Annotated in this window: 24 protein-coding genes, 1 tRNA gene and 1 pseudogene; 9 read left to right on the forward strand and 17 right to left on the reverse strand. The window is 67.9% G+C overall.

Going from position 1 to position 26,634, the window contains the following annotated elements:
• The first annotated feature begins 298 nt into the window (after positions 1-298).
• Genes ACLFQI_RS01520 through ACLFQI_RS01530 form a run of 3 tightly spaced genes read left to right on the forward strand, consistent with a single transcriptional unit; the run spans position 299 to position 3,495 of the window.
• Positions 299-1,498: a sulfotransferase gene (locus ACLFQI_RS01520; protein WP_410757032.1), complete on the forward strand. Its 1,200-nt coding sequence runs from the start codon at positions 299-301 to the stop codon at positions 1,496-1,498.
• A complete protein-coding gene (locus ACLFQI_RS01525) occupies positions 1,492-2,676 on the forward strand; it encodes a glycosyltransferase (protein ID WP_410757033.1) in 1,185 nt (394 codons plus the stop codon). Before ACLFQI_RS01520 ends, ACLFQI_RS01525 begins: the two co-directional genes overlap by 7 nt.
• Positions 2,677-2,733: 57 nt before the next feature.
• The gene (locus ACLFQI_RS01530) at positions 2,734-3,495 is read left to right on the forward strand and encodes a polysaccharide deacetylase family protein (protein ID WP_410757034.1); all 762 of its coding nucleotides are present in this window, start codon (positions 2,734-2,736) and stop codon (positions 3,493-3,495) included.
• Between the two features lie 66 nt (positions 3,496-3,561).
• Here the strand turns inward: ACLFQI_RS01530 and ACLFQI_RS01535 are convergent, their stop codons facing one another.
• Positions 3,562-4,050: a low molecular weight protein-tyrosine-phosphatase gene (locus ACLFQI_RS01535; RefSeq protein ID WP_410757035.1), complete on the reverse strand. Its 489-nt coding sequence runs from the start codon at positions 4,048-4,050 to the stop codon at positions 3,562-3,564.
• Between the two features lie 574 nt (positions 4,051-4,624).
• On the opposite strand from ACLFQI_RS01535, the gene ACLFQI_RS01540 reads away from it, so the two are divergent.
• Entirely contained in the window at positions 4,625-4,921 is a 297-nt protein-coding gene (locus tag ACLFQI_RS01540; protein WP_410757036.1) for a hypothetical protein, read from the forward strand.
• On the opposite strand, the gene kdsB is transcribed toward ACLFQI_RS01540, so the two are convergent.
• From kdsB to ACLFQI_RS01580, 8 genes are all read right to left on the reverse strand, one after another.
• The gene (kdsB, locus tag ACLFQI_RS01545) at positions 4,849-5,673 is read right to left on the reverse strand and encodes a 3-deoxy-manno-octulosonate cytidylyltransferase (RefSeq protein ID WP_410757037.1); all 825 of its coding nucleotides are present in this window, start codon (positions 5,671-5,673) and stop codon (positions 4,849-4,851) included. The genes ACLFQI_RS01540 and kdsB overlap by 73 nt on opposite strands.
• A 69-nt stretch (positions 5,674-5,742) precedes the next feature.
• Complete coding sequence (lpxK, locus tag ACLFQI_RS01550) at positions 5,743-6,858, reverse strand: tetraacyldisaccharide 4'-kinase (RefSeq protein WP_410757038.1); 1,116 nt, start codon at positions 6,856-6,858, stop codon at positions 5,743-5,745.
• Positions 6,859-6,934: 76 nt separating this feature from the next.
• Complete coding sequence (gene msbA / locus ACLFQI_RS01555) at positions 6,935-8,734, reverse strand: lipid A export permease/ATP-binding protein MsbA (protein WP_410757039.1); 1,800 nt, start codon at positions 8,732-8,734, stop codon at positions 6,935-6,937.
• Positions 8,731-9,219 carry an ExbD/TolR family protein gene (locus tag ACLFQI_RS01560; protein ID WP_410757040.1) on the reverse strand — a complete coding sequence of 163 codons (489 nt, stop codon included), beginning with the start codon at positions 9,217-9,219 and terminating at the stop codon, positions 8,731-8,733. The genes msbA and ACLFQI_RS01560 overlap by 4 nt, the downstream gene beginning before the upstream one ends.
• Positions 9,216-9,845: a MotA/TolQ/ExbB proton channel family protein gene (locus tag ACLFQI_RS01565; protein ID WP_410757054.1), complete on the reverse strand. Its 630-nt coding sequence runs from the start codon at positions 9,843-9,845 to the stop codon at positions 9,216-9,218. Before ACLFQI_RS01565 ends, ACLFQI_RS01560 begins: the two co-directional genes overlap by 4 nt.
• Entirely contained in the window at positions 9,833-12,400 is a 2,568-nt protein-coding gene (locus ACLFQI_RS01570) for a DNA internalization-related competence protein ComEC/Rec2 (RefSeq protein ID WP_410757041.1), read from the reverse strand. The genes ACLFQI_RS01565 and ACLFQI_RS01570 overlap by 13 nt, the downstream gene beginning before the upstream one ends.
• A gap of 21 nt (positions 12,401-12,421) precedes the next feature.
• Positions 12,422-13,189 (reverse strand): lipoprotein-releasing ABC transporter ATP-binding protein LolD, encoded by a 768-nt coding sequence (gene lolD, locus ACLFQI_RS01575; RefSeq protein WP_410757042.1) that lies wholly within the window; start codon positions 13,187-13,189, stop codon positions 12,422-12,424.
• Positions 13,182-14,426 (reverse strand): lipoprotein-releasing ABC transporter permease subunit, encoded by a 1,245-nt coding sequence (locus ACLFQI_RS01580; protein ID WP_410757043.1) that lies wholly within the window; start codon positions 14,424-14,426, stop codon positions 13,182-13,184. Before ACLFQI_RS01580 ends, lolD begins: the two co-directional genes overlap by 8 nt.
• A 238-nt stretch (positions 14,427-14,664) precedes the next feature.
• On the opposite strand from ACLFQI_RS01580, the gene pyk reads away from it, so the two are divergent.
• From pyk to ACLFQI_RS01595, 3 genes are all read left to right on the forward strand, one after another.
• Positions 14,665-16,113: a pyruvate kinase gene (pyk, locus tag ACLFQI_RS01585; protein ID WP_410757044.1), complete on the forward strand. Its 1,449-nt coding sequence runs from the start codon at positions 14,665-14,667 to the stop codon at positions 16,111-16,113.
• A gap of 98 nt (positions 16,114-16,211) precedes the next feature.
• Complete coding sequence (locus ACLFQI_RS01590; RefSeq protein WP_410757045.1) at positions 16,212-17,168, forward strand: alpha/beta fold hydrolase; 957 nt, start codon at positions 16,212-16,214, stop codon at positions 17,166-17,168.
• 202 nt (positions 17,169-17,370) lie between these two features.
• Positions 17,371-17,445: transfer RNA gene (locus ACLFQI_RS01595), tRNA-Val, on the forward strand.
• Between the two features lie 25 nt (positions 17,446-17,470).
• On the opposite strand, the gene ACLFQI_RS01600 is transcribed toward ACLFQI_RS01595, so the two are convergent.
• The 7 genes and pseudogenes from ACLFQI_RS01600 to ACLFQI_RS01630 form a co-directional block, all read right to left on the reverse strand.
• Positions 17,471-18,970 (reverse strand): complex I subunit 5 family protein, encoded by a 1,500-nt coding sequence (locus tag ACLFQI_RS01600; protein WP_410757055.1) that lies wholly within the window; start codon positions 18,968-18,970, stop codon positions 17,471-17,473.
• Between the two features lie 20 nt (positions 18,971-18,990).
• Positions 18,991-20,541, reverse strand: a complete 1,551-nt coding sequence (locus ACLFQI_RS01605) for a complex I subunit 5 family protein (protein ID WP_410757046.1) — start codon at positions 20,539-20,541, stop codon at positions 18,991-18,993.
• 4 nt (positions 20,542-20,545) lie between these two features.
• Entirely contained in the window at positions 20,546-20,854 is a 309-nt protein-coding gene (locus ACLFQI_RS01610) for an NADH-quinone oxidoreductase subunit K (RefSeq protein WP_410757047.1), read from the reverse strand.
• The gene (locus ACLFQI_RS01615; RefSeq protein WP_410757048.1) at positions 20,851-21,771 is read right to left on the reverse strand and encodes a hydrogenase subunit MbhD domain-containing protein; all 921 of its coding nucleotides are present in this window, start codon (positions 21,769-21,771) and stop codon (positions 20,851-20,853) included. Before ACLFQI_RS01615 ends, ACLFQI_RS01610 begins: the two co-directional genes overlap by 4 nt.
• Positions 21,759-22,052, reverse strand: coding sequence for a monovalent cation/H(+) antiporter subunit G (gene mnhG, locus ACLFQI_RS01620; protein WP_410757049.1), 294 nt, complete (start codon positions 22,050-22,052; stop codon positions 21,759-21,761). Before mnhG ends, ACLFQI_RS01615 begins: the two co-directional genes overlap by 13 nt.
• A gap of 148 nt (positions 22,053-22,200) precedes the next feature.
• Positions 22,201-22,443, reverse strand: a pseudogene (locus ACLFQI_RS01625) (monovalent cation/H+ antiporter complex subunit F); the annotation flags it as partial.
• 16 nt (positions 22,444-22,459) lie between these two features.
• Entirely contained in the window at positions 22,460-22,969 is a 510-nt protein-coding gene (locus ACLFQI_RS01630; RefSeq protein ID WP_410757050.1) for a Na+/H+ antiporter subunit E, read from the reverse strand.
• A gap of 132 nt (positions 22,970-23,101) precedes the next feature.
• Here ACLFQI_RS01630 and ACLFQI_RS01635 point away from each other — a divergent pair, with 132 nt between their 5' ends.
• Positions 23,102-24,304, forward strand: coding sequence for a hypothetical protein (locus tag ACLFQI_RS01635; protein ID WP_410757051.1), 1,203 nt, complete (start codon positions 23,102-23,104; stop codon positions 24,302-24,304).
• A 73-nt stretch (positions 24,305-24,377) separates the two neighbouring features.
• Here ACLFQI_RS01635 and ACLFQI_RS01640 read toward each other — a convergent pair whose 3' ends face one another.
• The gene (locus tag ACLFQI_RS01640) at positions 24,378-25,775 is read right to left on the reverse strand and encodes a glycosyltransferase family 39 protein (protein ID WP_410757052.1); all 1,398 of its coding nucleotides are present in this window, start codon (positions 25,773-25,775) and stop codon (positions 24,378-24,380) included.
• Positions 25,776-25,998: 223 nt separating this feature from the next.
• On the opposite strand from ACLFQI_RS01640, the gene ACLFQI_RS01645 reads away from it, so the two are divergent.
• Positions 25,999-26,634: cell wall hydrolase (locus ACLFQI_RS01645; protein WP_410757053.1), on the forward strand; the 636-nt coding region annotated here is incomplete at its 3' end.

The following is a 26,634-nucleotide window of genomic DNA, read 5'->3' on the forward strand; positions in this document are numbered from 1 at the left end:
AAGGCCCGGAAATGGAGACAGACCCGAAACCCGTGCAGCCAAACGCTGCATCGGCCAGCCCCCAAGGCACGGAGACGGAGACCAAGCCCAGTCACAGTCAGCCGAGTAGCGCCCCTCCGGCCAGTCGCGAGAGCGCGGAGACGACGCCGCGGAACGACGCCGCGGACACCTCCGAGGCAGGCGATCCACAGGGTCCACCAAGGTAGCGTCTTCGATTTGAGCGCCCGCTGGGTTAAGATGAATAGCTGCTCATCGCCGCGCCCCGATCCGTTCCATGCCGAGGCCGATTTCGCCTGCCATGCTTGAGTGCTTCCTGATCTCGACCAAGCGCTTCATCGGTCTCGTTGCGGCGGGCCTGAGCTGCGCGCCCGATGGCCAGGCGCCGCTGCGCCCGCGGCGCGTGCTGGTGATGCTCGGCTTCTTGCCGCTGTTCGCGTTCGGCCAGGCGCTGCATTGGCTCGGCTTCCTGCTCGACGATCTCTTCTTTCGCGGCTGGCGGCGGGTGTCGGTCGAGGCGCCGCTGTTCGTGCTCGGCGTGCCGCGCAGCGGCACCACGCGCCTGCATCAGGTGCTGGCGCAGGACCAGCAGTTCACCACCTTCCGCACCTGGGAATGTCTGTTCGCCCCGTCGGTGACGCAGCGCCGGTTCTTCCTCGCCCTGGCGCGGTTGGATCGGGCGCTTGGCGCCCCGCTCGCACGCCTGCTGCGGCGCCTCGAGCGCCGCGCCTTCGCCGGACTCGACGAGGTCCATCCGATGGGGCTGACGACACCGGAGGAAGACTATTTCGCGTTGATGCCGGTGCTCTCCTGTTTCATCCTCGCGCTGCCCTTCCCCGGTTTCGAGCACATCTGGCGCGTCGGGCGCTTCGATGCCGATCTCGACCCGGCCGAGCGCAAACGCCTGCTCGATTTCTACGAGAGCTGCCTCAAGCGCCATCTCTATGTGCATGGTCCCGGCAAACGGCTGCTCTCGAAGAACGCCGCCTTCGCGCCCTGGGCGCTCAGCCTCGCCGAGCGTTTTCCGGATGCCCGCTTCCTCGTCAGCCTGCGCGACCCGCTCGAGACGGTGCCCTCGCAGTTGAGTTCGATCGGCGCCGGCCTGGCGTTCTTCGGCGTGCCCGCCGACAGCCAACCGGTGCGCCAGCGCCTGACCGCGCAGCTGGCGTTCTACTACGAGAACCTGGATCGGCTGCGCGAACGCTTGCCGGAGGATCGGCACGCCGCGCTCGGCATGCAGGCGTTGCGCGGCCAGCTCGGGCAAACGCTCACCGCTGTCTATCGGCGCTTTGGACTCGCCCTATCAGACGATTTTGCGCTCGTGCTCGCGCGCGAGGATGGCCAGGCGCGACGCTATCGAAGCACGCACCGGTATAGCCTCGAGCAGTTTGGCCTGACGCCGGTCGCTCTCGCCGAGCGTTTCGCGGCGGCCTATCGGCATCCGGTGCTTGCGGCGCCCGCGCACACCGCCGCACTCGAGCCTCGGGGCCTCTCATGCTGAACTCCTCTCCGCCGCCGGTCTCGGTGTCCCCGGCCCCGCTCGATCAGGCGCCTGCCATCGATGCGCGGGGGCTGCGCGTGGCGATCATTTCCGACGCGGCCCCCGAGCGCAACGGCGTCGGCACCTACTATCGCGATCTCGCCGAGCACCTGAAGGCGATCGGCGCCCAGGTGGAATTGATCTCGCCCCGCTATCGCGCGAGCAAATGGCACGGCGGCCTGGCGCTGCCGATGCCCGGCGATCCGACCCAACGTTTCCTGATCCCGCGTCCGGGACTGATCGGGCGCCGGCTGGCGCGTCTGAATCCGAATGCCATCATCATCCCGACGCCTGGTCCCTATGCCATGCTCGGCTTGCTGTTCGCGCGCCGCTTCGAGGCCCGGCTCGTGGTCGGCTTCCATACCCATTTCGAGCGCCTGGCGGCACTGAACAACCACTGGCGCCTGTTCGGCATCCTCGCCCAGACCTATCTCAACCGCTGCCATCGCGCCCTGTTTAGGGCCAGCCATCTGGTGTTGGCGAACTCCGATGAGATGCTCGAGGTCGCCCGCGCCATCGGCGCGACCAACGTCGGGCTCATGGGCACGCCGATCCCGAAGCGCTTCCTCGATGAACCGGTGAGTCCGTTGCGAGCACGCATCGAGCGCGTCCTCTTCGCCGGCCGCCTGGCCCCGGAGAAGAATCTCGGCGCCGTCATCGAGGCCGCCGAGGCGATGCCGCAGCTGCGATTCCAGATCGCCGGCGATGGGCCGCTGCGGGACTGGGTCGAGCAAGAGGCCGCGCGGCTGCCGAATCTCGACTATGTCGGCTGGGTCCGACGCCAGCAGATCCTGCCGTTGATCGATCGCACCGACCTGCTGGTGCTGCCATCGACCATCGAATCCTTCGGCACCATCGCCCTCGAGGCCTTGGCGCGCGGACGGTTGGTGGTGGTCTCGTCGCAGTGCGGCATCCTGAGCTGGGATCTGCTCAATCGCGCGCTGTTCCAGATGCGCGAGGACGAAACGTTGGCCACGGTGCTCGAACGCGTCTGCGCGCTGGACCGCAGCATGCTCGAGCGCAAGGCGGTGCTCGGCCGCGCGGCCGCGCGCGAGATCAACGAGCGCAATCTGCTCCACTGGCTCTCGGTGCTGCGCGATCAAGAGCCGCAGGGGCTGGAACAGTATGAAGAGCGCTGAGCGGCGACCAAGCCAAGCGCGCGTCTCCTGTTGCCCAGCGGAGTCGGTTGGAGCCGCATGAACACCGCTGAAACCCCGTTGCCGGAGGCCTCTCCGCCGCCGCAAGCGCTGATCTCGGTCCACGATCTGATGCCAGAGACGCTACCGATGGTGCAACGCACCCTGAAGCGGCTTGAGCGGCATCGACGCGCGCCGGTCACCCTGCTCGTGGTGCCCGGTCGCGACTGGGACCGGCCCGCGCTGGCAACCCTGCGCAGTCTGGAGCGCGCTGGCTATCCGCTCGCCGGGCATGGCTGGCAACATCGGGCCGAGCGGTTTGGCAGCCTCTATCATCGGCTCCACGGCCTGTTCCTGTCGCGTCGCGTCGCCGAGCATCTGGCGCTCGACGAGGCGGGCATCATCGCACTGATCCAGCGCTGCCATGCCTGGTTCGGCGATCATGGGCTGGAGCCGCCGGCGCTCTATGTGCCACCGGCCTGGGCCATGGGTGCGATCGCGCGCGCGCGTTTGCGCGAGGCCTGTCCGTTTCCGCTCTACGAACGTTTCGATGGGGTCATCGATGCCGCCGCCGAGCGCGTGCGGCCCCTGCCCCTGCTCGGCTACGAGGCCGACCAGGCGCTGCGGGCGCCGATCCTACGCGGCTGGAATCGCTGGAATTGGCGGCGCGCCCAACGTCAGGGACTGCCGATCCGCATCGGCATCCATCCGCGCGACATCGAACTCGCCCTCGCCGCGGATCTCGAACGCGACCTCGCGCGCCCGATCGAACCCATCGCTTACGACACCCTGCGCCGAGCGTCCGCAACCACGCGGACCTAGCGAGGCCCGGCTCGAAGGCGGGCGTCAGTGTCCGGCAATCATCGGGAAGGAGAGGATGGACCGCGATCAAGCAGCGCGGAGATGTTCGCGGCGGATCGCGTCGAGTAGCCCGCGCGCGGCGGCATCGACCATATCGAACACGGCCTCGAAGCCATTCGAGCCCCCATAGTAAGGATCCGGCACCTCACGCTGTTCGAGCTGGGGCGCATAGTCCATGAACAGCCGCAACCGTTCCTCGAAGCCCGGCGGGCAGAGCGCCGAGAGCGCCCGATGGTTCGCCTCGTCCATCGCCAGGACATAGTCGAAGCGCTCGAAATCCTCGGCAATGGCCCGCCGCGCGCGCTGCCGCGAGAGATCGATCCCACGTCGCTGAGCCGTCTCCCGTGCGCGCGGGTCCGGCGGCTCGCCGACGTGGTAGGCATGGGTGCCAGCGGAGTCGATCTCGATCAGGTGCGAGAGGCCCTCCTCGATCACCAGCTTGGTGAACACCCCTTGCGCCGTGGGCGAGCGGCAGATGTTGCCCATGCAGACGAATAAGACGCGAATTTTCTTCATCAAAACAACCTTCTAACGATCAGTGAGGAGCGCGAAGACGGAGACCGGGACCGGCTCTGATCGACACGCCGTGAGCGATCAGGCCCGCCTCACCTTGGATCATTACGCCGTCCATCTGGCCGATCAGGTTTTCATTGTTCCACGCCGGCCATGTTGGGGCGCGGTGAAACCGATTCACGGGGAGACGCATCGATCGGGTCTTCAGCGGGGCTGACGCGATCGGCGTCATCCGGCGTCGCAAAACGCACTAAACGAGTGCAAGAAGACGACGCCGAGAGGCGATCCCGGTTCACTCGAACCCCTTCGATTCCTTCAGTCTTCATCGGGTTGAGCGCCGCCGCTCCTCGCGCGAGCGCCTGAGAGCGGTGAATCGATGTGGGCGACGCGCAAAGACAGAAAGTTGGCATTTATCCTGCTTAAATCAAACCGAGGCGGAAATCTCCTTCTCTGCCCTTTCCGTCCTCTGACCTCCTCAGTGGTGAATTGCCCCGCATCCTTGCGGGGCATTTTTTTGTCGTGCACACAGCCCCATATCGGCAGCTTCAATAGTCAGGATTGAGGTTCGACACTGCCGATGACCGACAATGCCTTCACCCAACGCCTGCGCGCACTGATCGGCCGCAATTGCTGCTACTTCGGGCGCGATTGCCGCATCGTCGAGATCCTCCCGGAGACCGACCGCGATCAGGGCCACTTGGTGCTCGAGGCCTTTGATCAGCTACCGCCGATCCAGACCGACCAGTTCGGCCAAGCGGTGTTCCGCGCCAACGAGCACATCGAGGTTCCGATCCACGGCGCTCAGGGTGATTTCTCCGACGAACTGGTGCATCTGCTCGACAGTCTGGACGCCAGCCACTGCCGCACGCGCTGAACATCGTCCGGGGTGTCGACGCCGGGCCCTGGCGGCTCCACGGCCAGCGAGACATGGATGCGCTCGCCCCGCCAGAGCACGCGCAGTTGTTCCAGCGATTCGGCCTGTTCGAGCGGCGCCGCGGGCCAGCCGACATAGCGCGCGAGAAATCCCGCGCGATAGGCATAGAGACCGATATGACGCAGGAAAGGCACGCCCTCGGGCAGCCGGCCGCGATCCCGCGCGAAGGCATCGCGAGGCCAGGGCACCGGCGCCCGGGTGAAATAGAGCGCATAGCCCTGGCCATCGGTCACCACCTTGACCACATGCGGATCGAATAGCGTCGCCGCCTCCTCGATGCGGCTGGCCAGGGTCGCGAGGCCCGCCTCCGCGTGCTCGGCCAAGCCGCGCGCGACCTGATCGATCAGCGTCGGCGCGATCCCCGGCTCGTCGCCTTGTAGGTTGACGATGGTCGCCTCCGGCTCCCAGCCGCGCCGCTCGGCGACCTCGGCGAGGCGCTCCGAGCCGCTGCGGTGATCGGTGCGCGTCATCATCACCTCGGCGCCGAACCCGGCGCAGACCTCCGCGATCCGCACATCGTCGGTCGCGATCAGCACCTCGGCCGCCGCGCTGGCGCAGGCGCGTTCCCAGACCCAGCCGATCAGCGGGCGTCCGTCGATCTCGAGCAATGGCTTGCCCGGCAGGCGGGTGGCGCCATAGCGGGCCGGGATCACCACGCGAAAGGGTGGTGGCTGTGGGTCTTTTTCAATCATCAGCGCCTCCGGGTGAATCCCCGTCTTGCATCAGTGCATGGTCATTGGCCACGATCGCCCAAAGCGGCATCATCGATGATGCTGAAGGGCCGCCTCCAGCGCCTCGACGAAGGCCGCTTCAGGAACCGCGGTCACCGGCACCGACCAATGCTCGCTCCCCGCGAACGCGCGGCATTTCACCGCGTCCTTCTCGGTCATCAGCACCGGCCCTGGGGGCCAGTCTTGGAGATCGGCGGCGGTGAAGCGATGATGATCCGGATAGGGCCGTGGCTCGATGTCGAGTCCATACTGGCGCAACATGGCAAAGAAGCGTTGCGGATGTCCGATGCCGGCGACGGTGGTCACCGGCCGCCCGGCAAAGCCTGCCAACGCACGCTGGCGGGTGGGATCGCGCAGATTCACCGCTGGCCCCGGTTGCAACTGCATCGCGAACCCATCGGCGCCGGAGTGCCCGTTATGGATCACCAGATCCACATCCTGCCGCCGGGACACCGGCTCGCGCAGCGGTCCCGCCGGCAGACAGCGGCCATTGCCGAAGCCGCGCCGCCCGTCCACCACCAGGATCTCGAATCGGCGCCGCAGGCGGTGATGTTGCAAGCCGTCGTCGCTGACCACCCAATCGCAGCCGCACTCCTCGACCAAGGCGCGTGCCGCGGCTACCCGGTCGCGCCCGACCATCACCGGACAGCGCGTCCGCTGCGCCAGCAGGACCGCCTCGTCGCCATAGCGGTGCGGATCGGCATCGACCGGCACCCGACGCGGTTGCTCCGCGCGCTGCCGGCGGCCGGCATCCTGCGTCCGCCGAGCGCCGGCATCCGGCGTCGCTTCGCCCCAGCGCTGGCGGCCAGCATCCCGCGTGCCTGCGCCCCGCCGCGCGCGATAACCGCGCAGCAGGATCCCGGGGCGATGACCGCGCGCGCGCAGGTGCTCCGCCAGCCAGAGCACGAGCGGCGTCTTGCCGGTGCCGCCGACCGTCAGATTGCCGACCACGATCACCGGCACGGACACCGCATGGGACGCCAGCCAGCCGCGCGCATAGGCCCAGCGCCGCAAGCGCGCGATGGCGCAATACAGCCCGCCGAGCGGCGCCAACAGGATGCCGAGCCAATGCCCTTGATACCAGACCTGTTCCGGCAGTCGTTGCAGCGTCGAGACGAGACGACGCGCACAGGCCCTCGCGGTCACGCTTGCCCTCGCCTGCACCAAGTCCCGCAAGTCGGCCAGGCCTCCAGGTCGCCGCGCGCGATGGTCGGCATCCGGGTTAGCGAGCCGCACGCCCGGCCTCCTGCGCGAACGGCATCCGATACAGGCGCGCATAGTCGCCACCGGCCTCCATCAGCTCGGCGTGCGTGCCCCGCTCGACGATGCGCCCGGCGTCCAGCACCAGGATCTCGTCGACATGCTCGATGGTCGATAAGCGGTGCGCGATCACCAGCGTCGTGCGCTGCCGCATCAGTTCCGCCAGGGCCGCTTGGATGTGGCGCTCGGCTTCGGTATCCAGCGCCGAGGTCGCCTCGTCCAGCACCAGGATCGGCGCATCCTTGAGCATCGCGCGAGCGATCGCGACGCGCTGCCGCTGCCCCCCCGAGAGCAGCACCCCGCGAGCGCCGACCAGGGTGTCCAGTCCTTGCGGCAAGGCGTCGATGAACGCGCTCGCGTGCGCTGCCTCGGCGACGCGCTCAATCTCGGCGCGGCTCGCCCCGCCCTGCTGACCATAGGCGATGTTATTGGCCAGGGTATCGTTGAACAGCATCACGTCCTGGGTCACCAGCGAGATCTGGGCGCGCAAGCTGGCCAGGGTCAGCGCGCGAATATCGATGCCATCGATCAGCACCTGTCCCTGGGTGGGCTCATAGAACCGCGGCAGCAGGCTGGCGATGGTCGACTTGCCGCTGCCCGAGCGCCCGACCAGGGCGACGCTGCGCCCAGGCTCGATGACCAGATTCAGATCCCGCAGCACCGGGCCCTTGCTCGGGTCATAGGCATGGGTCACATCGCGGTATTCGACCCGCCCGGCGGCGCGCGTCAGCACCCGTTCACCGCTCTCGGTCTCGGTCTCGCTATCGATCAGCTCGAACAGGCTCTCGGCGGCGACGATGCCGCGCTGCAGATGCGAGTTCACCGCCGTCAATCGTTTCACCGGCGGCAGCAACAGGCCCATGGCGACGATGAACGACATGAAGGTGCCGACCGTGATGTTCTCGCGCAACCCTTGCAGGGTCGAGAGATAGACGATGACGCCGATGGCGATGGCGGCGATCAACTGCACCAAGGGCACGCTGATCGAATCGGTGGCGATGATCTTCATCTGCAAGGAACGGGTCTTCTCGTTCACGGCGGTGAAACGACGGGTCTCGTAGTCCTCGCCGCCGAACGCCTTGACCACCCGATGCGCCTCGATCACCTCTTGGACGAGCTGCGAGAGCGAACCCATGCGCTCCTGCACCCGTTTGCCATAGTGGCGAAAACGCTTGGTCGCGTACTTGATGGCCATCGCCATCGCCGGCGCGACCAGCAGGAAGATGGCCGCCAGCGCGGCGTCGATATAGAGCATGTAGAGGATCAACGCCAGCGCCGTGAAGCCATCGCGCACCAACGTCGTCAAGGCCGAGGTGGACGCATTGGCGACGTTCTCGACGTTGTAGGTGAACTTGGCAATGAGTTGACCGGAGCCATGCTGATCGTAATAGCGCGCCGGCGCGCGCAGCAGATGGTCGAACATCTGCTGGCGCAGATCGGCGACCACGCGCCGCCCCACCCATTTCAGGCAATAGGTATTGACGAAGCCAGCGAGGCCGCGCACCAGGAAGATGCCGACAAGCACGAACGGCATCAGACGCACCACCTTCGGATCGCGCTCGACGAAACTGCCATCGAGCAGCGGCTTGATCATCGCCGCGAACAAAGGCTCGGTAAGCCCGAACACCAGCATGCCGCCGATCGCGATCGCGAACATCTTCCTGTACGGCAGCACATAGCCAAGCAGACGCCGATAGATCAGGCGCGCCGGGGACTCGACCGGCAGACCGAGGACGGCGCCGAGATCGGGCGTCGAGATCATCGGGCGGACTCCGGGGCTGAGTCGGCCGGTGTTGAGCGGGCCGGGATCGAGTCGGGCCGGGTCGAATGGACGGGGTTTCGACTGGCGGCAAAGGCCACCTGCGTCAGCCCGAGCTGGCCGGCCGCGTCGAGCACGCGCATCACCGCCTGATGCGGGGTGCGCGCATCGGCCTTGATCGCCAGCGGCCGCTCGCGCGCGTCACCAAGCGCGTCACGCAAGGCCTGTTGCAGCGTCTCGACATCGGCGTCGGCCAGCGCCCGGCGGTTGACATAGAAGCGCCCGGCGCGGTCGATCATCACCTCGATCAACGCGCTCTCCTCGGCCGGCAGCGCCTCGGCATCGGCCTCGGGGAGTTGCAAACGCAGCCGTCCCTCGTCGCGGAAGCTGGTCGTGACCATGAAGAAGATCAGCAGCAGGAAGACGACGTCGATCAAGGGCGTCAGATTGATCTCGGGGATCTCGCGGCGATGTGGGCGCAGGTTCACTGCGTCTCACCATCGGCGGCCTCGCGCTCGCCCTGCATCACCTCGATCAGCCACAGCGCCTGCTCCTCCATGCCGACCACCAGCTTGTCGACGCGACTGATGAAATAGCGATGGAACATCAGCGCCGGGATCGCCACCGAGAGCCCGGCGGCGGTGGTGATCAAGGCCTGCGAGATGCCGCCGGCGAGCACGCCGGGATCACCGACGCCAACATCCATGATGACGCCGAACACATCGATCATCCCGATCACGGTGCCCAGCAGACCGAGCAACGGGGTCACTGCGGCGATGGTGCCGAGCGTGCTCAGATAGCGCTCCATCGCGGAGACCACATGGCGGCCGGTATCCTGGATCGCCTCCTTCATCACCTCGCGCGCGTGGAAGCGGTTGACCAGTCCGGCGGCGAGCATGCGTCCGAGCGCCGAGCCCTGGCGGATCGCCTCGATGCGTTCAGCGTCGAGTTGCTGGCGCTGCTGCCATTGCCAGATCTGGGTCACCAAGCCATCCGGCATGATCCGCCGGCGGCGCAAGGCCCAGAACCGCTCGATGACGATCGCCATCGCGGCCACCGAGCACAGCAGGATCGGCACCATCAGCCAGCCACCGGCCTTCATCAGTTCGAGCACTCGGGTTTGCCTCGCCACGCGCATGCATCTAGGAGATCGGGCCGGTCATCATAACGCACTGCAACATCATCCGGCCGACTCCGCTGCGGGATCGCCGGCGCCGGACGATGCCGCCACAGCTGATCCGCCTGCTCGCGATAGGGGCGCTCCAGGCGCAGCCCGGTCAGCGGATCGACCCATAGCTCAATGGCGCCCGCGCTCACCGTGTCCAGGCTGGCGGCGCCCGCGGCAATCACGCGCTCGCGCACGGACCGGGCCGGAAAACCGTAGCGGTTCTTCCAGCCCATGCTGAAGAGCACCAGGCGCGGCGACACCCGGGCCAGAAACGGCCCCGTGGTCGAACTCGCGCTGCCATGATGGGCCGCGATCAGTACCTCGGAGGCCAAGGCCTCGCCCTCGCGTTGCAATAACTGCCGTTCGACCTCGGCCTCTGCGTCGCCGGGCCAGAGCAGCCTGGTCTCGCCCACCGAGACCCGCAGCACGCACGAGCGATTGTTGCCGCTCCCGGCTGGATCCACGGGGTGCAGGATCGCAAAGTCGACGCCATCCCAATGCCAGCGCTGGCGGCGTCGACAGGGCTCCACGGGCACCTCGACCGCGACTCCGCCTGGCTTGCGTTCGAGCCCATTCCCATCGTCGGCCCCGGTTTCGACGCTGGTTTCGGCCCCGCCCCCGAGGTTTGGCTCGGACCCGAGCTCCGCCCTGATCTCATCCGGCTCGCCACTGAGGATACGCCGCGTCTTCACCGCGGCCAGCAATCCTTGCAGACCGCCGGCATGGTCCAGATCCGCGTGCGAGATGATCAGCAGATCGATGCTGTCGATGCCCCGATGGCGCAGGTAAGGCGCGACCACGGCCTCGCCGGTATTGAAGCCACTGGGAAAGCCGGGGCCGGTATCGTAGACCAACGTATGGCGATGGGTGCGCAGCACGCCGGCGAGCCCTTGGCCGACATCCAACAGCGTCACCTGCAGCTCACCGGGCGCGGGCGCGGACGGACGCACCAGCCCCAGCGGCAGCAGCAACAGGATCCCGAGCCAGCGTCCAGGAACACCGCGCGGCGCCAGCAATAACAGCGTGCCCAGACCGGCCAGCAGCCAGACCCAACCCGGCCGCCCACCGAGGATGAGCGTGGCCCACGGCAGATCCGCCGCCCAGGCCAGCAGCGCATAGCCTTGCGTCAGCAGCCCGTCGACGGCGAGCAGCGGCCAGTCCCAGTCGCTGAGCAAGAACGCCAGGGTCGCCAGCAGGATGACCGGCAGCAACAGCCCGAACAACGGCACCGCGAGCAGATTCACCAGCGGCGCGATCAGCGAGGCCTGGCCGAAGAAGGCGATCAGCAACGGCAGCAATCCCAGCCCGACCGCCCATTGCGCCGCGCCCCAGCGTGCGATCCAGCCCGGCGGTCCGAGCCGCCCGCGCAGCGCATAGAGCAACACGGCGACGGCGCCGAACGAGAGCCAAAAGCCGTAGTCCAGCACGGCCGCCGGATCGACCAGGAGCACCGCCGCCAGCGCCAGCAACAACGCACTCGCCGCGCGCAGGGTGCGGCCCATGAGCACCGCGATCAACACCACCGCCAGCATCACCAAGGCGCGCTGGGTGGAGATCGCAAAGCCCGCCAACGCCGCATAGCCGAAGGCCGCCGCGAGCGCCGCCAGCGCGCCGGCACGCGGCGCCGCGAGCCGCAACGCGAGGCCCGGAAACAAGGCCCAAGCGCGCCGTATCAACACCAACAGCGCGCCCGCGACCAAGCCGACGTGCAATCCCGAGATCGCGATCAGATGCGCGGTGCCGGTGCGCGAGAAGACCTGCCAGTCCGCCGGCGCCAGCGCGCTGCGATCGCCGATCACCAACGCCGGCACCAAGGCCGCGCCAACGCCCGCGGGCAAGGCCTGGCGCAGGCGCTCACGCAGATGTTGTCGCCAACGATGCAGCCAGTAGCGGCCCGCGCCGGCCTCCAACCGTTGCGGCGGCGGCTCGGCACGCACATAGCCGGTGGCCTTGATCCGCTGCCGGAACAGCCAACGCTCGTAGTCGAAACCGCCGGGATTGGCGAAGCCATGCGGCAACTTCAGGCGCACCGTGAAACGCCAACGCTCGCCCGCCATCAGCGCCGGCGCGCCCCGATACCAGGACAGGCGCACGCGACCGCTGAAGTCGATCGCTTCGCCGGCATGGCTCAGGCGCTCGACCGCGAACACGAAGCGCGCGCGTTCGCGGGTGACATCCGGCAATGCGGCGATGCGCCCGACGACGGTCACATCCTGCTGCACCAGCGCCTCCGGAAAGGGCGCGCACAGCAGCGAGCAGACCCAGAGATGCGACCAACACAGCCCCAGCGCCACCGCCGTCAACGGCCAGCCGAGCCAGCGGCGCCAGCGCCCGCTGAGCGCGAGCAGCAACGACGCCAGCATCGCCAGCCCCAGGATCGCCAGCCAGGGCACCGGATCGGTAGCGAGGAAATACCCCCCGGCGCCGCCCGCGAAGCCAAGGCCGAGCAGCGCCAGCCCCGGGCCTGGTTCCGATCCTGGACCCGAGCCCCGCGCGTGCACCTGAGCCAGCGCCGGCGCGCCTCAGGCCGCGACCAAGCGCCCTTCGTCCAACCGCCAGACCTGATCGGCGCGTCCCGCCAGCGCCGGATCATGGGTGACGACGACGATGCTGGTGCCGATCTCAGCGTTCAGCTCCAGCATCAGGTCGTAGACGGATTCAGCGGTCTGTCGGTCGAGGTTGCCGGTCGGTTCGTCGGCGAGCACGCAGGCCGGGCGCGTCACCAAGGCCCGCGCGATCGCCGCGCGCTGACGCTCGCCACCGGAGAGTTCGGAGGGCTTGTGCGCCTCGCGATGACCCAGCCCGACGCGCCCGAGCATCGTCGCTGCGGTGTCTCTGGCCGCTGCCGGCGCGCCACCCCGGATCAGCAACGGCATGGCGACGTTCTCCAGCGCGGTGAACTCGGGCAGCAGATGATGAAACTGATAGACGAAGCCGAGCTGGCGATTGCGCAACTCGCCGCGCGCGCGCTCCGAGAGCGCCATCGCCGCCCGCCCGGACCAGAACACCTGGCCGGTGGTCGGCTGTTCGAGGCCGCCGAGGCAATGCAGCAAGGTGCTCTTGCCGGAACCCGAGGCGCCGATGATGGCCATGCGCAGACCGGCCGGCACCCGCAGGTCGACGCCGCGCAGCACCTCGACATCGAGCGGCCCTTGACGAAAGCGTTTACCGACACCGCGCGCTTCCAGCACCGGCACGCTGGCCGGCTCGGTCGCCGCCGCGCCGACCGGTTCGCCAGTCGACGCGGCAACCGGCTCGCTGACCGGCTCAGGACGCCTCGACTCACTCATAGCGCAGCGCCTCCGCCGGGTCGGTGCGCGCCGCGCGCCAAGCCGGATACAGGGTCGCCAGCACCGTCATCGAGAAGGCGCCGAGCGCGATGCGGATCACATCCTGCGCATGCACATCCGAGGGCAGGACGCTGATGTAATAGATGCCGGGATCGAGGAAATGGACATCGAACAGCGACTCGATCGAGGCGACGATGGCCTCGACGTTCCAGCCCAGCAGCACGCCGCCGATCACCCCAAGCAAGGTGCCGAAGACGCCGATCGCGGTGCCCTGCACCATGAAGATCGCCATGATGCGCCCCGGCGAGGCACCGAGGGTGCGCAGCACGGCGATATCGGCACGCTTGTCGGTGACCACCATCACCAGCGTCGAGACGATATTGAAGGCGGCCACGGCGACGATCAGGAACAGGATGATCGACATCATCCGCTTCTCGGTGCGCAGCGCGGCGAAGAAGTTGCGATGGACCTGCGTCCAGTCGGAGACGCGATAGCGGCCATCGAGCCCATACTGGATCTCGCGCGCGATCATCGGCGCCTGCCACATGTCGGTCAGCTTCAACCGCACGCCCTCGGCGGCATCGCCGAGACGCATCAAGCGCGCCGCGTCCTCCATGTGCATGAAGCCGGCGCCGCGATCGTAATCGGACATGCCGACCTCGAACAGGCCGATGACGGTAAAGCCCTTCAAGCGCGGCATCACCCCGACCGGGGTCGCGTTCAACCGCGGCGTCACCACCGTGACCGTGTCGCCAAGCCCGACCCCGAGCGCCGCCGCCAGCTCGCGGCCGAGCACGATGTTGAACGACCCCGGCGTCAGATCGTCGACCGAGCCGGCGATCATGTCTTGTCGCAGATCCGACACCGCATCCTCCTGGATCGGCAGGATGCCGCGCAGCAGCGCCGCCTGGGTGTTGCCGGCATACATCAGCATCGACTCGATCTCGACGAAGGGCGCGGCGCCGACCACCTCCGGGTGCTGATCCAGCGTCTCGATCAGTCCCTGCCAGTCGCTGATCCCGCGCGGATCGGACAGCGTCGCATGCGAGGCCATGCCGAGGATGCGCTCCTGGATCTCCTTGTGGAACCCGTTCATCACCGAGAGCACGACGATCAGCGCCACGATCCCGAGCATGATCCCGAGCATCGAGATCAGCGAGATGAAGGAGATGAAGTGATTGCGCCGGCGCGCGCGGGTGTAGCGCAGGCCGACGAACAATGAGAAGGGGCGAAACATGGGCGCGCATTAGAGCAGAAAGCGGCCGTGCAGCATAGCAGGGATCCAGGCCTGGAAACCGCGCCGGCGAGAGATCAACGCAGATCCAGCGCGGTCTCTGGTCACCCGCGACGAGCCGGATCGGGGGGCACGGCGGCCAAGCCGATCCAGGCGAGGCGGTCAAAAAGTGGCAAAGGGTTTGCTTTAGACTGTGTCCATCCGTGACCCATCGCCGCCTGCTGTACCCAGGGTTTCTCCTATGTTGATCCCGAACCGCAAGACCAAGATCGTCGCCACCATCGGTCCCGCTTCCGACCAGCCCGAGATGTTGCGCGCGCTGATTCGCGCCGGACTCGATGTCGCCCGCCTCAATTTCTCTCACGGCAACCCGGCCTATCACGCCGGCCTCATCGAGGCCATCCGCGCGGCGGCGCGCGAGGTCGGCCGCCGGGTCGCGATCATGGGCGACCTCCCCGGCCCGAAGATGCGCATCGGCGATCTCGACGCGGAGCCGATCGAGCTGGTGCGCGACCAACGCTTCACGCTCACCATCGAGCCTGGCATCGGCCAGGCCGATCGTGTCAGCGTCACCTTCGCCGGCCTGCCGGCGGCGGTGAAGCCCGGCGATCGGCTGTTCCTGAACGATGGCTTCATCCTCCTCAAGGCGGTCGAGGTCACCGAGACCGATGTGGTCTGCAATGTGCGCGCGGGTGGTGAACTCAGCTCGCGCAAGGGCCTGAACCTGCCGGGCATCGACCTCGGCATCTCGGCCTTCACCGAGGACGATCACCTCTGGCTGCATTTCGCCGCCGAACATCGTCTCGACGCGGTGAGTCAATCCTTCGTCGCCAGCGCCGCCGACCTCGGCGCGGTGCGCGAGGCCGCCCGAGCCCTCGACTATGATCCCTTCGTCATCGCCAAGATCGAGCGCGCCTCGGCCCTGGAGAATCTCGAGAGCATCCTCGATGCCGCCGATGGCATCATGGTCGCGCGCGGCGATCTCGGCGTCGAGATCCCGATCGAGACCATCGCCGTCGCCCAACGCCGCATCACCGAGCAGGCCAACCTGCGCGGCAAGCCGGTGATCACCGCCACGCAGATGCTCGAATCCATGGTCAAATTGCGCCGCCCGACCCGCGCCGAGGCCACCGATGTCGCCAACGCCATCCTTGGCGGCACCGACTGCGTGATGCTCTCGGCGGAATCGGCGATGGGGCGTTTCCCGGTCGAGTCGGTCGAAATGCTCGCCGCGATCGCCGCCGCCATCGAGCCCGAACGCGACAATCGGCTCCTCGCCCAGGCGCTTGGCGCCTACGGCGATGGCGGCCCGCCGCGCGCGGTCGACCTCATCGCGCGCAGCGTCTATCACACGGTCGAGCGCAGCGCCCCGCAAGTGGTCATCGTGCCGACGCGCAGCGGCAATACCGCGCGCAGCATCGCCCGCTTCCGGCTGCCCTGCTGGGTCATCGCCTTCAGCCCGGTGCCGAGCACCAGCCAAGCCCTGAAGTTCTCCTATGGGGTGCTGCCGGTCGATGTCGATGGCGATCTGCCCGACTGGAGCGAGCATGTCCGCTGCTGGCTGGCCGATCAAGGCATCCAGGACGGGCTTGCGCTGCTGACCCAGGGGCCGTCCGAGGAGCATCCCTGCGGCAATCATCGGCTCGAGATCCTGGAACTGAGCCCGGATCGCAATCCCGCCTGCCATTAGGCGGAACGCCCGGGGGCGTCTCGATACGGCGGCTTCCGGGCATCCCCCATTCACCTGTTGCTCGGCGCCGCGCGCCGCATTCCCATCCCTGAGTAGACGTGACCACGACCGATCCCCCCGCCCTCGAACAACTCGCGTTCGCCACGACCCCGTCCGGTCGGCGCATTGCCTTCTCGCAACTCGGTGCCGCCGAGGGCCCGCCGCTGATCTATGCGCACGGCTTTCCCAGTTCGCGGCGCGAGGCCTGGCTGTTGCATGCGGCCGCCTGCGCGGTGGGCGCCCGCGTCATCAGCCTCGATCGCCCCGGCTACGGCGACAGCGAGCCGGACCCCAAGCGACGGATCACCGACTGGCCAGACGATGTGCTTTGCGTCGCCGACACGCTCGGCCTCGAGCGCTTCGGCTTGATCGGGGTCTCCGGCGGCGGCCCCTATGTGCTGGCCTGCGCCTGGCGCCTCGCGCGGGCTCAGGCTGGCACCGCGGCTGCGGCTGGAACGACACCTCCGGCTCTGCAAGGGCGCCTCGCGAGCTGCGGCTTGGTCTGCCCGCTGGGTCCGATCTACCGCGACGAGCAGCTCGCACAGATGCATTGGGCGGCGCGGGCGAATCTGCGCCTCGGCCAACAGGGCGGCTGGCTCACCGATCTGGTGTTCGGCAGCCCTACCACCGCGCTGCTCGAGCACTGGCCGGCCTTGGTCGAGAATACCCGCAGCCTGGTCGCGCCGGCGGCCGATCGCGCCGTGCTCGCCGACCCCGAGATCAACGCCGTGCTCAACCGCACCATTGCCGACGCCATGCGCAACGGCGCGCCCGGCGCTCGCCAGGATCTGTTCCTCTACACGCACGACTGGGACATCGCCTTCCCCGAGATCGACCTTCCGATCCGCATCTGGCACGGCCAGGCCGACGGCACCGTCCCCATCGAACATGCGCGCTGGTATGCCCAGCACCTGCCCAACGCGACGCTCACCGAGCTAGCCGACGAAGGTCATTACTCGGTGCCGTTCCTCCATAGCCGAGCGATCCTCGCGAAGCTGATCGCGGCGGCCGCTTGAGCACTCGAGAGGTCGCGGCCTCAAACCCTTCGCAGTCGAGGGGACAACGCGGAGCACGATGGAAAAGCACTGCCTTCACACGGCAGGGGTCGCTGGTTCGCGCCCAACCGCGCCCAACCGCGCCCGCTAGCCGCGCACACACCGCCGTTCGAGTTGACCGCCAGCCCAGTGCCCGCTATCCTACCTCGCCTACCCGCATCCAGGGCGCGTAGCTCAGTGGGAGAGCACTGCCTTCACACGGCAGGGGTCGCTGGTTCGAACCCAGCCGCGCCCACCATCCCCACCAGCATCCCCACACCAGCTCATGGCCGATAGAACTCGCGCTCGGCGATCAGCCGCGCCCATTCCAGCGGCGTGAAGGGCAGCGAGGCCAACAGCCCGATCAGTAGCGACAGCGCAGCGGTGATCAGGGTTGGCAACAGCAGCAGCCAGGCCGTCTCCTTGCCACCGAAATCCCGCTCCTCGGGCCAGCGCGCGGGCGGCTCGCAGAACCAGGCGCGGTGCAGGATCGGCAGGAAATAGGCCGCGTTCAGCAGACTGCTGCCGGCGAGCACGAACAGCGGCCAATGCAGGCCGGCCTCGAGTCCCCCGAGACCGAGGTACCACTTGCTGACAAAACCCGCCACCGGCGGCAGCCCGATCATGCCGAACACGCCGATGCTGAAGGCGAGCATGGTCCAGGGCATGCGCTGGCCGACGCCATTCATCTCGCTGACCCGATGGATGCCCAGGGTCTCGGCCAGATTGCCGGCGCAGAAGAACAGGGTGATCTTCATCACCCCCTGATGCACCAGATGGACCAGGCCGCCGACCGTCGCCAGCGGGCCGACGATGGCGACCCCGAGCACGATGTAGGACACCTGGCTGACCGTGGAGAATGCCAGCCGCCGCTTCAGATTGTCCTGAAACAACGCGCGCGCCGAGCCGTAGAGGATGGTGAACGCGGCCAGTAACGCGAGCGGTCCGGTCACCCCCAACTCGGCCGCGACCTCGATGCCGAAGACATCGTAGACGATCAGCACGACGCCAAAGGCGCCCGCCTTCACCACCGCTACCGCATGCAAGAGCGCGCTCACCGGCGCCGGCGCCACCATCGCCCGCGGCAGCCAGCTCTGTAGGGGCACCAGCGCTGCCTTGACGCCAACGCCGACGATCAAAAGCACGAAGATCGCGACCAACGACCAGCGGTGGCTGTCGACCAGGTCGCCCACGAAGCCACGGGTGGTGAAGGTCAGGGTCCCCGCCAGCGTGTACAGCCAGACGGTGCCGGCCAACAACAGCGTCCCGGCGATCACGGTATGGGCCAGATAGACCTGGCCGGCACGCCGCGCCTCCTCGGTGCCGCGATGCACCACCAGCGGATAGGTGGTCAGCGTCAGCAGCTCGAAGAAGATTAGGAAGGTGAGCAGATTGCCGGCCATCGCCACGCCCACGGTGGCGGTCACGCAGAGACTGAAGAAGCCGAAGAAGCGGCTGCGATTCGGCGAGCCTTCCAGGTAGCCGATCGCATACAGGGTGGTCAGCAGCCAGAGTCCGGCCGAGAGCACCAGGAACAGCAGCGACAGCGGCCGCACCCGCAGCATCAGATCCAGCCCCGGCAACAGTGGCAGGCTGGCCGCGTACTGCTGTTGGTGGAAGACGCCCCAGAGCATCGCGCCGACCAGCGCCAGCTTGACCAGGGAGCCGGTCAGGTTGAGCAGCGTGCGGGTCCAATAGCGCCGCTCGGCGAGGAAGAAGATCACCAGACCGGGCAGCAACGAACTGGCCAGCACCAGCAGCGGCAGCCAGGCATTCGATGACAACGGGCCATCGATGGCCGGCATCATGGTGCGGCCCCGCCCGCTGCCCCGCCCGCTGCCCCGCCCGCTGCTCCGCCCGCCGCCGATGCCGCGTCAGGCGCCATCTCGGACGGCGCAAAGGGCGCGCCGACCTCGAGCAGCGGCCACAGCCAGGGCGCGGCGAAGCCGAGCAGGATGGCGCCGAAGGCCAGCAACAAGGCGCTCCATTGCATCGCCAGTGGGACCGGCTCGCTTTTCTGAGCGATCTCGGTCGGGGTAAAGGCGTCACCGACCACCTTGAACACATAGCCAGCGGCCATCACCCCGCCCACCAGCGCCACCAGGGCCAGCCCCCAACGACCCTGGGTAAAGGCGGCCTCGAGCAACAGCCACTTGCCGATGAAACCGCCGCTCGGCGGCAGGCCCATGATACTGACGCCGGCGAGCACAAAGGCGGTCAGGGTCAGGGGCAGCCGCTGCACCGCGCGGTCAAGGTCGGCGATGCGGTCATGGCCGGCAAAGCGCAGCAAGCCGCCGGCGCTGAGGAACATCGCGGCCTTGGCCAGGCCGTGCGCCAGCGCCAGATACACCACCGCGCGCCAGGCCAGCGCGCCCGCCTCCACCCCGGTCAGGGGCAAGGCCAGGAACAGATAGCCGATCTGAGCGACGGTCGAGTAGGCGATCAGCAGCTTCAGCCGCCGCTGGCGCAGCGCCTGCAGCGAGCCCCAGAGGATCGCAGCAGCGCCGAGCAGCCCCAGCAACTCGGCGAACAATGCCGGCAGCCATCCGGCGAGCCCGCCGAACACCTCCAGCCACAGGCGCACCAGCAGGTATAACGAGGCCTTGATCACCAACCCCGAGAGCAAGGCGCTGACCGGCGCCGGAGCGCTCGCGTGCGCGGGCGGCAGCCAGAAGTGGAACGGCAACAGCCCGGTCTTCAGCAACAGGCCGGCCACCATCGCCAGCAGCGCCGTGTAGGCCACGGCACCGGCCTCGACGCGCGCGCCGAGCAAACCGATGTCGACGGTCCCATGGGCGTGGTAGAGCAAGGCGACGCCAAGCAGATAGGCCGCCGAGCCGAGCAGACTCACGAGCAGATAGCGCATGGCCGCAGTCAGCGCCGCCGCGCCGCCGCCGAGCGCGGTCAGCGCCGCCGCCGACAGTCCCAGCACCTCCAGCATCACATACAGATTGAACAGATCCGCCGCCAGATAGAGCCCGTTCAGCGCCGTCCACAACAGCAGCCAGAGCGGCCAGAACCAACGCTGCTGGGCTCGATGCTCGGCGAAATAGGCGCGCGCGAAGACGCTGACGCCGAGCCCGACCAGGGTCGTCATCGACAGCAGCACCGCGCTCAGCCCATCGGCCCAGAGATCGATGCCGAGCGGCGCGCCCCAACCGCCAACCGCCAGCCGTAGCGGCCCGGCGCCGAGCAGGCTTGCTACCAAGCCCAGGGTCGCGAGCAGGATCAGCGCCGCCGCCAGCGACCCCAGCCAGCCGGCGGCACGCGGCACGAGAAAGCAGGCCAAGGCCGCCAGCAGCGGCACCAACACCAGCGCGGCGGCCCACTCGGCGCCGCCCAAGGGCATCGGCATCGGGCTAGTCCTCGCCGGGATCGTCGAGCCGGGCGCGGCCGGTCGCCGAGCGCAAGGCCTGGATCATCGCCAGCGCCAGCGCGGTCGCCGCCACCGCCACCACGATCCCGGTCAACACCATCGCCTGCGGCACCGGATCCGGCTCGGCACCCGGCGCCCGCCGTGCCAGCCCGGCCAGGAGCAAGAAGACGCCGCTGCCGATGACATTGAACGCCAACACCTTGCGCAGCAGATGCCGCTGCACCAGCAGCGCATAGAGCCCCAGCACGATCAGCCCGACCCCGGTCAACGCAAACACCAACACCGAAGTCATGGCCGCCCGCCGATGAACAAGGCCGCCAGAATGGCGCCGATCGACAGCGTCGCGGCCAGTTCGATGGTCAGGATCGCCGGCGTGGCCCAGCCCGGCGGATAACCGAGCAACGGCTGTCCAAACCCCATCACGGCAAGACCGATGAAGGCGAACACCGCCACCCCAAGCACTAGCACCAGCCGCAAGGGCCAGCCGCTCGCCGGCGCCGCCAGCGGCCAGCCGCTCAGACGCAGCAGCACGCCGGCGGCGCCGAGCACCGAACCGGCCTGGAAGGCCCCACCGGGCGCGCGCGCGCCGACCCAGACCAGATAGGCCGCGACCAGGATCATCAGCGGCGCCAGCAGCCGACTGAGCGCGGCCAGCGCCGGCTCGGGCGCCTCGTCGCCCAGGTGTGGCGCGGTCGACAGCGACCAGACCCCGATCAGCGCCAGCAGCAATACCGCCAGCTCGAGCAGGGTGTCGTAGCCGCGAAAGTTGAGCAGCACGGCGGTGACCGGATAGTCGACGCCAGATTCGTCGAGCCGGGCGTCGACCAACTCGGCGAGCCCCGGCGTCGGCACCCACAGCTGCCAGACCACCCAGCCGAGCCCGAGCAAGGGCAGGAGCAGCAGCAGGGCGATGAGCCATCGTAGGCCGAGCGGCGCGGCCTCCGCCGTGTCAGTCTCGGTCGCCTGCAGTTTCGCCAGCGCCGCTAGCAGCAAGGCCCCGGTGACACCGGCGCCGAGGGCGATCTCGGCGAGAGCGATATCGACCGCATCCAATCGCACCCAGACCAACCCCAAGACCAGTCCGAGGGCAATGAACAGCACCACCGCGCGAAACAGATCCGGGCTATTCAGCGCACGCCAGGCCAGCCAGAGCAGCGTCAGCGCCAGCACCAGGTCGATCGTCGACGACAGCAGCGTCAACCCCGCCATGGCGCGATCCCCTTGCCTTGCGCCCAGCTCGCGACCAGTTGCCCAGCGGTGGCCGAGGCCACTAGCAACAGCAGCCAGATGAACAGCAGCTTGCCGGCCGCGGCCAGGGATTCGACCTGCAGCATCAGCCCCAGCACCATCAGCCCCAGGCCCAGATTATCGGCCTTGGTCAGCGCATGCAGGCGCGTGTAGACATCCGGGAAGCGCAACAGTCCCAGGGTTCCGGCCAAGAAGAAGACGGCGCCCGCGACCAGGAAGAACGCCGACAGACTAACGAGCATGCCCGCCACCCGCTGGGTCTCCGGCCGAGCCATCGGCCGATGCTTCGGCTGGCGTGCCGTCGGCGGCCGTGTCCCTGGCGACCTCGGTGGCGACCGCCGGATTCCTCCCTCGATCCCCGGCCTGCGTCTGCGCAGGCACCGCGATGCGCACCCGGCGCGTGAAGGCCGTCACCGTGATCGCCGCCAGCAGCGCCAGCACCAGCGCCACGTCCCGCAATGCCGGCAGCGCCGATGCCTCGGCCAGCAACAGCAGGATGGCGGTCGCGGTGGTGCCGAACAGCTGCGCGGCCAGCATGCGATCCGCCGTCGTCGGTCCGCGCCGGATGCGCCACAGCCCGGCCACCAACGTCAGCAGCAGAAACAGGATGAGGGCGTGGTAAAGGATCTGCATCGCGCACTGCCGTGAGTCAAAAACCAGGGAGGCGATAGACCGCGCCAACGCGCTGCTCGAGCCGCTCGAGATCCCGATGCCAGCGGCCGTGCCGGTCGAGCACATGCACCCGCAGACGCCCGGCGTGGATCATCGTCAAGGTGCCCGGCATCAGACTCACCAGACCCGACATCAGCACGGTGGCCGGTCCCGGCGGGAGGCGCAGCGGGTAATCGATCAGGGCCGGCGTCAGCGGCAATGGCCAGCGTAAGGCTCGCAGCGCCACATCGATCCCACCCAGCAACGAATGCCAGAGAAAGAAGCCGATCAGGCGCAATAGGGCCAACGGCGCGACCGGCTGCCATCGTTCATCCTCCCTGCGCGTGCGCACGTACGCGCCGGTACTGAGCAGCGCGGCGATGATGACGAAGGGGGCGCCGAACGGCAGCGCGGCCGGCTGTCCGGAGGTCAACAGCCACCACAGCAAGGCAAAGACCAGCAAGCGCCGCGTCAGCGCCGCAGCGAAGGCCATCGCTGATAAAGCCATCCAATATCCTGACGATAATCGGGGAATACCTCGAAAGGGTCTCACAGATGCGCCCGTGGCGGAACCGCGCGAGACGACAACGATGGCGTGCGCGGTATAGCATGACTGAACCCCAGCACACTCAGAACCACGATGAGTCAGACCACGCTGCATCAAATCAGACGGCGTTTCAGCGACGCCTACCGCGCCCGCGACTATACCGCCTGCATCCGCCTTGCAACCGAAGGCCTGCATCTGGCCGAGGCCAGCGCCGATGTCGCGACCCAGACCCTGATGCTGGTCTGGCTGGGCGAGAGCCATTGGCAGCGCAAGGAGACCGAGCCGGCGGTCGCGGCGCTCGCGCGCGCGGCCGCCGCCGAGCCGCCGGCCGCTCCCGGCGATGTCTTCAATGCCCTCTCGACGCTGCTGAACATCGCCATCCTCGAGCGTCCGTTGGCCGAGGCTCGGGCGTTGATCGCGCAAGGACATGCCCACCTCGAGCGCCACGGGCAGCAGCGCTCGCGCCACATGCTCGATCTCGCCGAGGGCGACCTCGCTGCCCGGCGCGGCGACTGGCGGGCGGCGCAGCACCATTATCGCGCGGCCTATGAGCATCAGCAGGGCGATACCGGCTCGCCGCGCTTCACCCTCGCCTCCTATCAGATCAAGCTCGCCGAAGCGAGCTTCATGCTCGGCGACGCCGAGGCCTTGAGCCACTGGTGCGACCAGATCCATGCCGCGCCCAAGCTGGTCGAGGGCGATCGGCTGCGCGCCGAGCAGGTGCGTCTGCTCTGCTATCGCGCCGGCATCGCCGAGCCAGCCGGCGCGCGCGGAGACGCGGTCACCACGGCCCGGCGCCTGCTGCGCTGGCTCGAGGAGATCGATGGCCACCAGGCCGACTTCGCCCGCGATGCGATGCAGGTGCTGCTGCGCGAGGGCGACTGGCTCAGCGTCGAGACCTGGCTCGACTACCCCGGGATTGGCGACGATCCGCTGATGCGGGGGGATCTGCATCTCGCGCGCGCCCGGCATCGGCTCGGTATGCCGGCGCGCGATCCGGCGTGGTCACCGCCGATTGCTGCTGCCGAGGGCGACGCCCATCCGGCGGCCGGCACCAGCGCCCCGAGCGAGGGAGCGACCCTCGCCCCAAGCATGGGACCAGGCGTCGAACCGGGCGGCCAACCGGACGCGAAGACGATCGCCAAGGCCCGGGACGACCTCGCGGCTGCCCGGGCGCAGTATCTCGACAAGCAGGCCTGGGCCAGGCACGAGGATCAGCGTCTTGAGACGAACCATCATCGCCGACTTGTGGAGGCTCGGCTGCAACAGGTCGAGGTCCTTGCCAGCCACTGTTGAGAGACCCTGCCAGCCATTGAGTTGAGGCTGGGCGCCTCGAGCGAGGCGCCTTGGGAAGGGGAAAAGGCAGCGCCTAATCGGTCTCGGTCGCCTCTTCTTCCGACTCGGTCTCGGGCGCGGTTTTGGCGTTCTTCTTCGGCGGCGCCGCCTCGAGGCGCGGCGCGGTGAGGATATACAGCGGCGTTAGCGCCATCAGGAACAGCAGCGGCAGCAGCGGCGTTGCATATTGCGGCGCGGCGACACCGAAGACATGAACCAGGGTCGCGTAGATCAGCACCAGGCTGATACTGCGCAAACCGATCCGCTGGCTGGGCGTCAAGCGGCGTCCGGCGAAGGGCAACCAGACGAGGATCGCGCCGAGCGCGCCAATCAGCAACACGGGAGCATGCAGGAGTCGCATGAACTCCTCGCTGGTCAGGAAGATCGGATTCTCGGCATAGGGGGTCCGCGAAACCGGATAGACCAAGCCTTGTTCGGCACTGGGTACAGCGCTGGACTCGGCATCGGAGTCATCAGGATCGGCCGGCTGACCAAAAGACCAGAGCGTTTGCGGTTTCTCGACAAAATACCAGCCGGGATCCCTGATCATCGCGCCACCGAGGCGGCCGATCGACGCCAGCAGGCGCGGGGTCTCGGCCTCCGCGTTGTCGGATGCGGCCGTTGGCATCCCTTGCTGGATGCTGGCGGCGATGGGCGTCGTCGCGATCGGCGCATCGACGAGGATCTGATTGCGAGCCATCCAGGGTCCAAAGACGAGCGCGAAGCCCAGCACCGCCGCGATCGGAATCAGGACCTTCGACGCGCCCTTGCGCACGCTCAGGACGAGCATCAAGAGCCACGGCAGGATCAGCAGCTGATAGGTGGGATCCACCAACGCCACCACGCCAAGCAAGGCGGCGGCGACGAGGGTGCGGATCAGCGCGCCGCGCTCGCCGAGCCTGGTCGCCGACATCAGATAGAACAGCAGGGTGACCAGCAGCAGGGTTGCGCCCACCAGAAAGAGGCTGATGTTCACCAGAAACGGGCTCACGGCGGTCAAGAACGCGACGATCAGACCCCAATGCGGGTCCATCAGACGCGTTGTGAGCATGAACACCAACAGGATCGCCAAGGTTCCAAGCACCAGTTGGGCGATCACCGCCGCATCGAGACTGCGCGGGGTCGCCTCGGGCGACGCGAACAGCGAGAGGAACAGCGGATAGCCAAGGCTACCGAAGACTTCGCCAGCAGCGGCATCCTCGCCGCTGGCGTCGAAGGGTGCCGCCAAGACCTGATAGGCGCCTTGGTCGCTCAGGGTCTGCGCAAGCGCGTAAGACTCGGCGGCCTTGGCTTGCAGCGGCTCGGTGACCTCAGTACCCAGGAAGGCTTGAGCGCGCAGGAAGACGCCGACAGCGATGATCACTGCCAGCATGAACAAAACGGTCATGGAGACGGACGAACCGCCGCGCCACTTCGGTTTAAATAGGCTCACAAGGACACTCTCCTAGCTTTGACGACTGGCCGCAGGCCAGCGCCGGGAAGACGGATACAGCTTGATAAATGCTGGATTAGCATACCCTAAACCGTTTCCCGGTGGCGAGCGTCGCCGAACGCTCGCCGCCCTCGGACCTTAGGGATTTCCCTTATTGGGGTTTTTCGCATATCATCGGGCGCCGATCCCCACTTGCCGCAGATAAAACAACAGGCAGGAGCTTATGCGTACCCTATCGATGACGGCGTTTGCCGCCACCTTCTTTCCCTCGGTGCTGTTGTCACCCGTCATGGAGTCGCGCGAGTCGGTGCGGCTCAGCCCGGCCGAACCACGGCTTGAGACGCTCTCGCCGGTGACGCCCGCCAAGACCGTCGAGGCAAGCGCGGGCAAGGCCCCGGTCGCGTCCGCCGTCGCCCCGCAGAGCACGCTGACCGCCGTCGGCGATCGGACCGCCGATATCGACGATGAATTGCATTGCTTGGCGCTGAACATCTACCACGAGGCGCGTTCCGAACCGCTCTCGGGCCAGATCGCCGTTGCCCAGGTCACCTTGAACCGAGTGGCGTCCAAGGCCTTTCCGCACTCGGTCTGCGAGGTCGTCAAACAAGGCGGGCAAGAGCGCAACCGTTGCCAATTCTCCTGGTGGTGCGATGGCAAGTCCGATCAGCCCACCGAACAACGGGCATGGCGCCGCTCCTTGGATCTGGGACGCCGCGTTCTCGCCGAGCAGACGCCCGACCCAACCAACGGCGCCCTCTACTACCACGCCGATTACGTCGCCCCCCAGTGGTCACGCGCCTTCCAGCGCACGGCGCAGATCGGCCGCCATCTGTTCTATCGGCCAACCCCGAGCGCGACC

Source organism: Halochromatium sp. (assembly GCF_046541315.1).
Taxonomy (GTDB): domain Bacteria; phylum Pseudomonadota; class Gammaproteobacteria; order Chromatiales; family Chromatiaceae; genus Lamprobacter.

Coding starts and splice junctions, on each gene's coding strand:
- ACLFQI_RS01520 (WP_410757032.1), top strand. CDS start 299: ATGCTTGAGTGCTTCCTGATCTCGACCAAGCGCTTCATCGGTCTCGTT.
- ACLFQI_RS01540 (WP_410757036.1), top strand. CDS start 4,625: ATGACCGACAATGCCTTCACCCAACGCCTGCGCGCACTGATCGGCCGC.
- ACLFQI_RS01525 (WP_410757033.1), top strand. CDS start 1,492: ATGCTGAACTCCTCTCCGCCGCCGGTCTCGGTGTCCCCGGCCCCGCTC.
- lolD (WP_410757042.1), bottom strand. CDS start 13,189: ATGAGTGAGTCGAGGCGTCCTGAGCCGGTCAGCGAGCCGGTTGCCGCG.
- ACLFQI_RS01580 (WP_410757043.1), bottom strand. CDS start 14,426: ATGTTTCGCCCCTTCTCATTGTTCGTCGGCCTGCGCTACACCCGCGCG.
- mnhG (WP_410757049.1), bottom strand. CDS start 22,052: ATGCTCGTTAGTCTGTCGGCGTTCTTCCTGGTCGCGGGCGCCGTCTTC.
- kdsB (WP_410757037.1), bottom strand. CDS start 5,673: ATGATTGAAAAAGACCCACAGCCACCACCCTTTCGCGTGGTGATCCCG.
- ACLFQI_RS01635 (WP_410757051.1), top strand. CDS start 23,102: ATGAGTCAGACCACGCTGCATCAAATCAGACGGCGTTTCAGCGACGCC.
- pyk (WP_410757044.1), top strand. CDS start 14,665: ATGTTGATCCCGAACCGCAAGACCAAGATCGTCGCCACCATCGGTCCC.
- msbA (WP_410757039.1), bottom strand. CDS start 8,734: ATGATCTCGACGCCCGATCTCGGCGCCGTCCTCGGTCTGCCGGTCGAG.
- ACLFQI_RS01605 (WP_410757046.1), bottom strand. CDS start 20,541: ATGCCGATGCCCTTGGGCGGCGCCGAGTGGGCCGCCGCGCTGGTGTTG.
- ACLFQI_RS01610 (WP_410757047.1), bottom strand. CDS start 20,854: ATGACTTCGGTGTTGGTGTTTGCGTTGACCGGGGTCGGGCTGATCGTG.
- ACLFQI_RS01535 (WP_410757035.1), bottom strand. CDS start 4,050: ATGAAGAAAATTCGCGTCTTATTCGTCTGCATGGGCAACATCTGCCGC.
- ACLFQI_RS01530 (WP_410757034.1), top strand. CDS start 2,734: ATGAACACCGCTGAAACCCCGTTGCCGGAGGCCTCTCCGCCGCCGCAA.
- ACLFQI_RS01630 (WP_410757050.1), bottom strand. CDS start 22,969: ATGGCTTTATCAGCGATGGCCTTCGCTGCGGCGCTGACGCGGCGCTTG.
- ACLFQI_RS01615 (WP_410757048.1), bottom strand. CDS start 21,771: ATGGCGGGGTTGACGCTGCTGTCGTCGACGATCGACCTGGTGCTGGCG.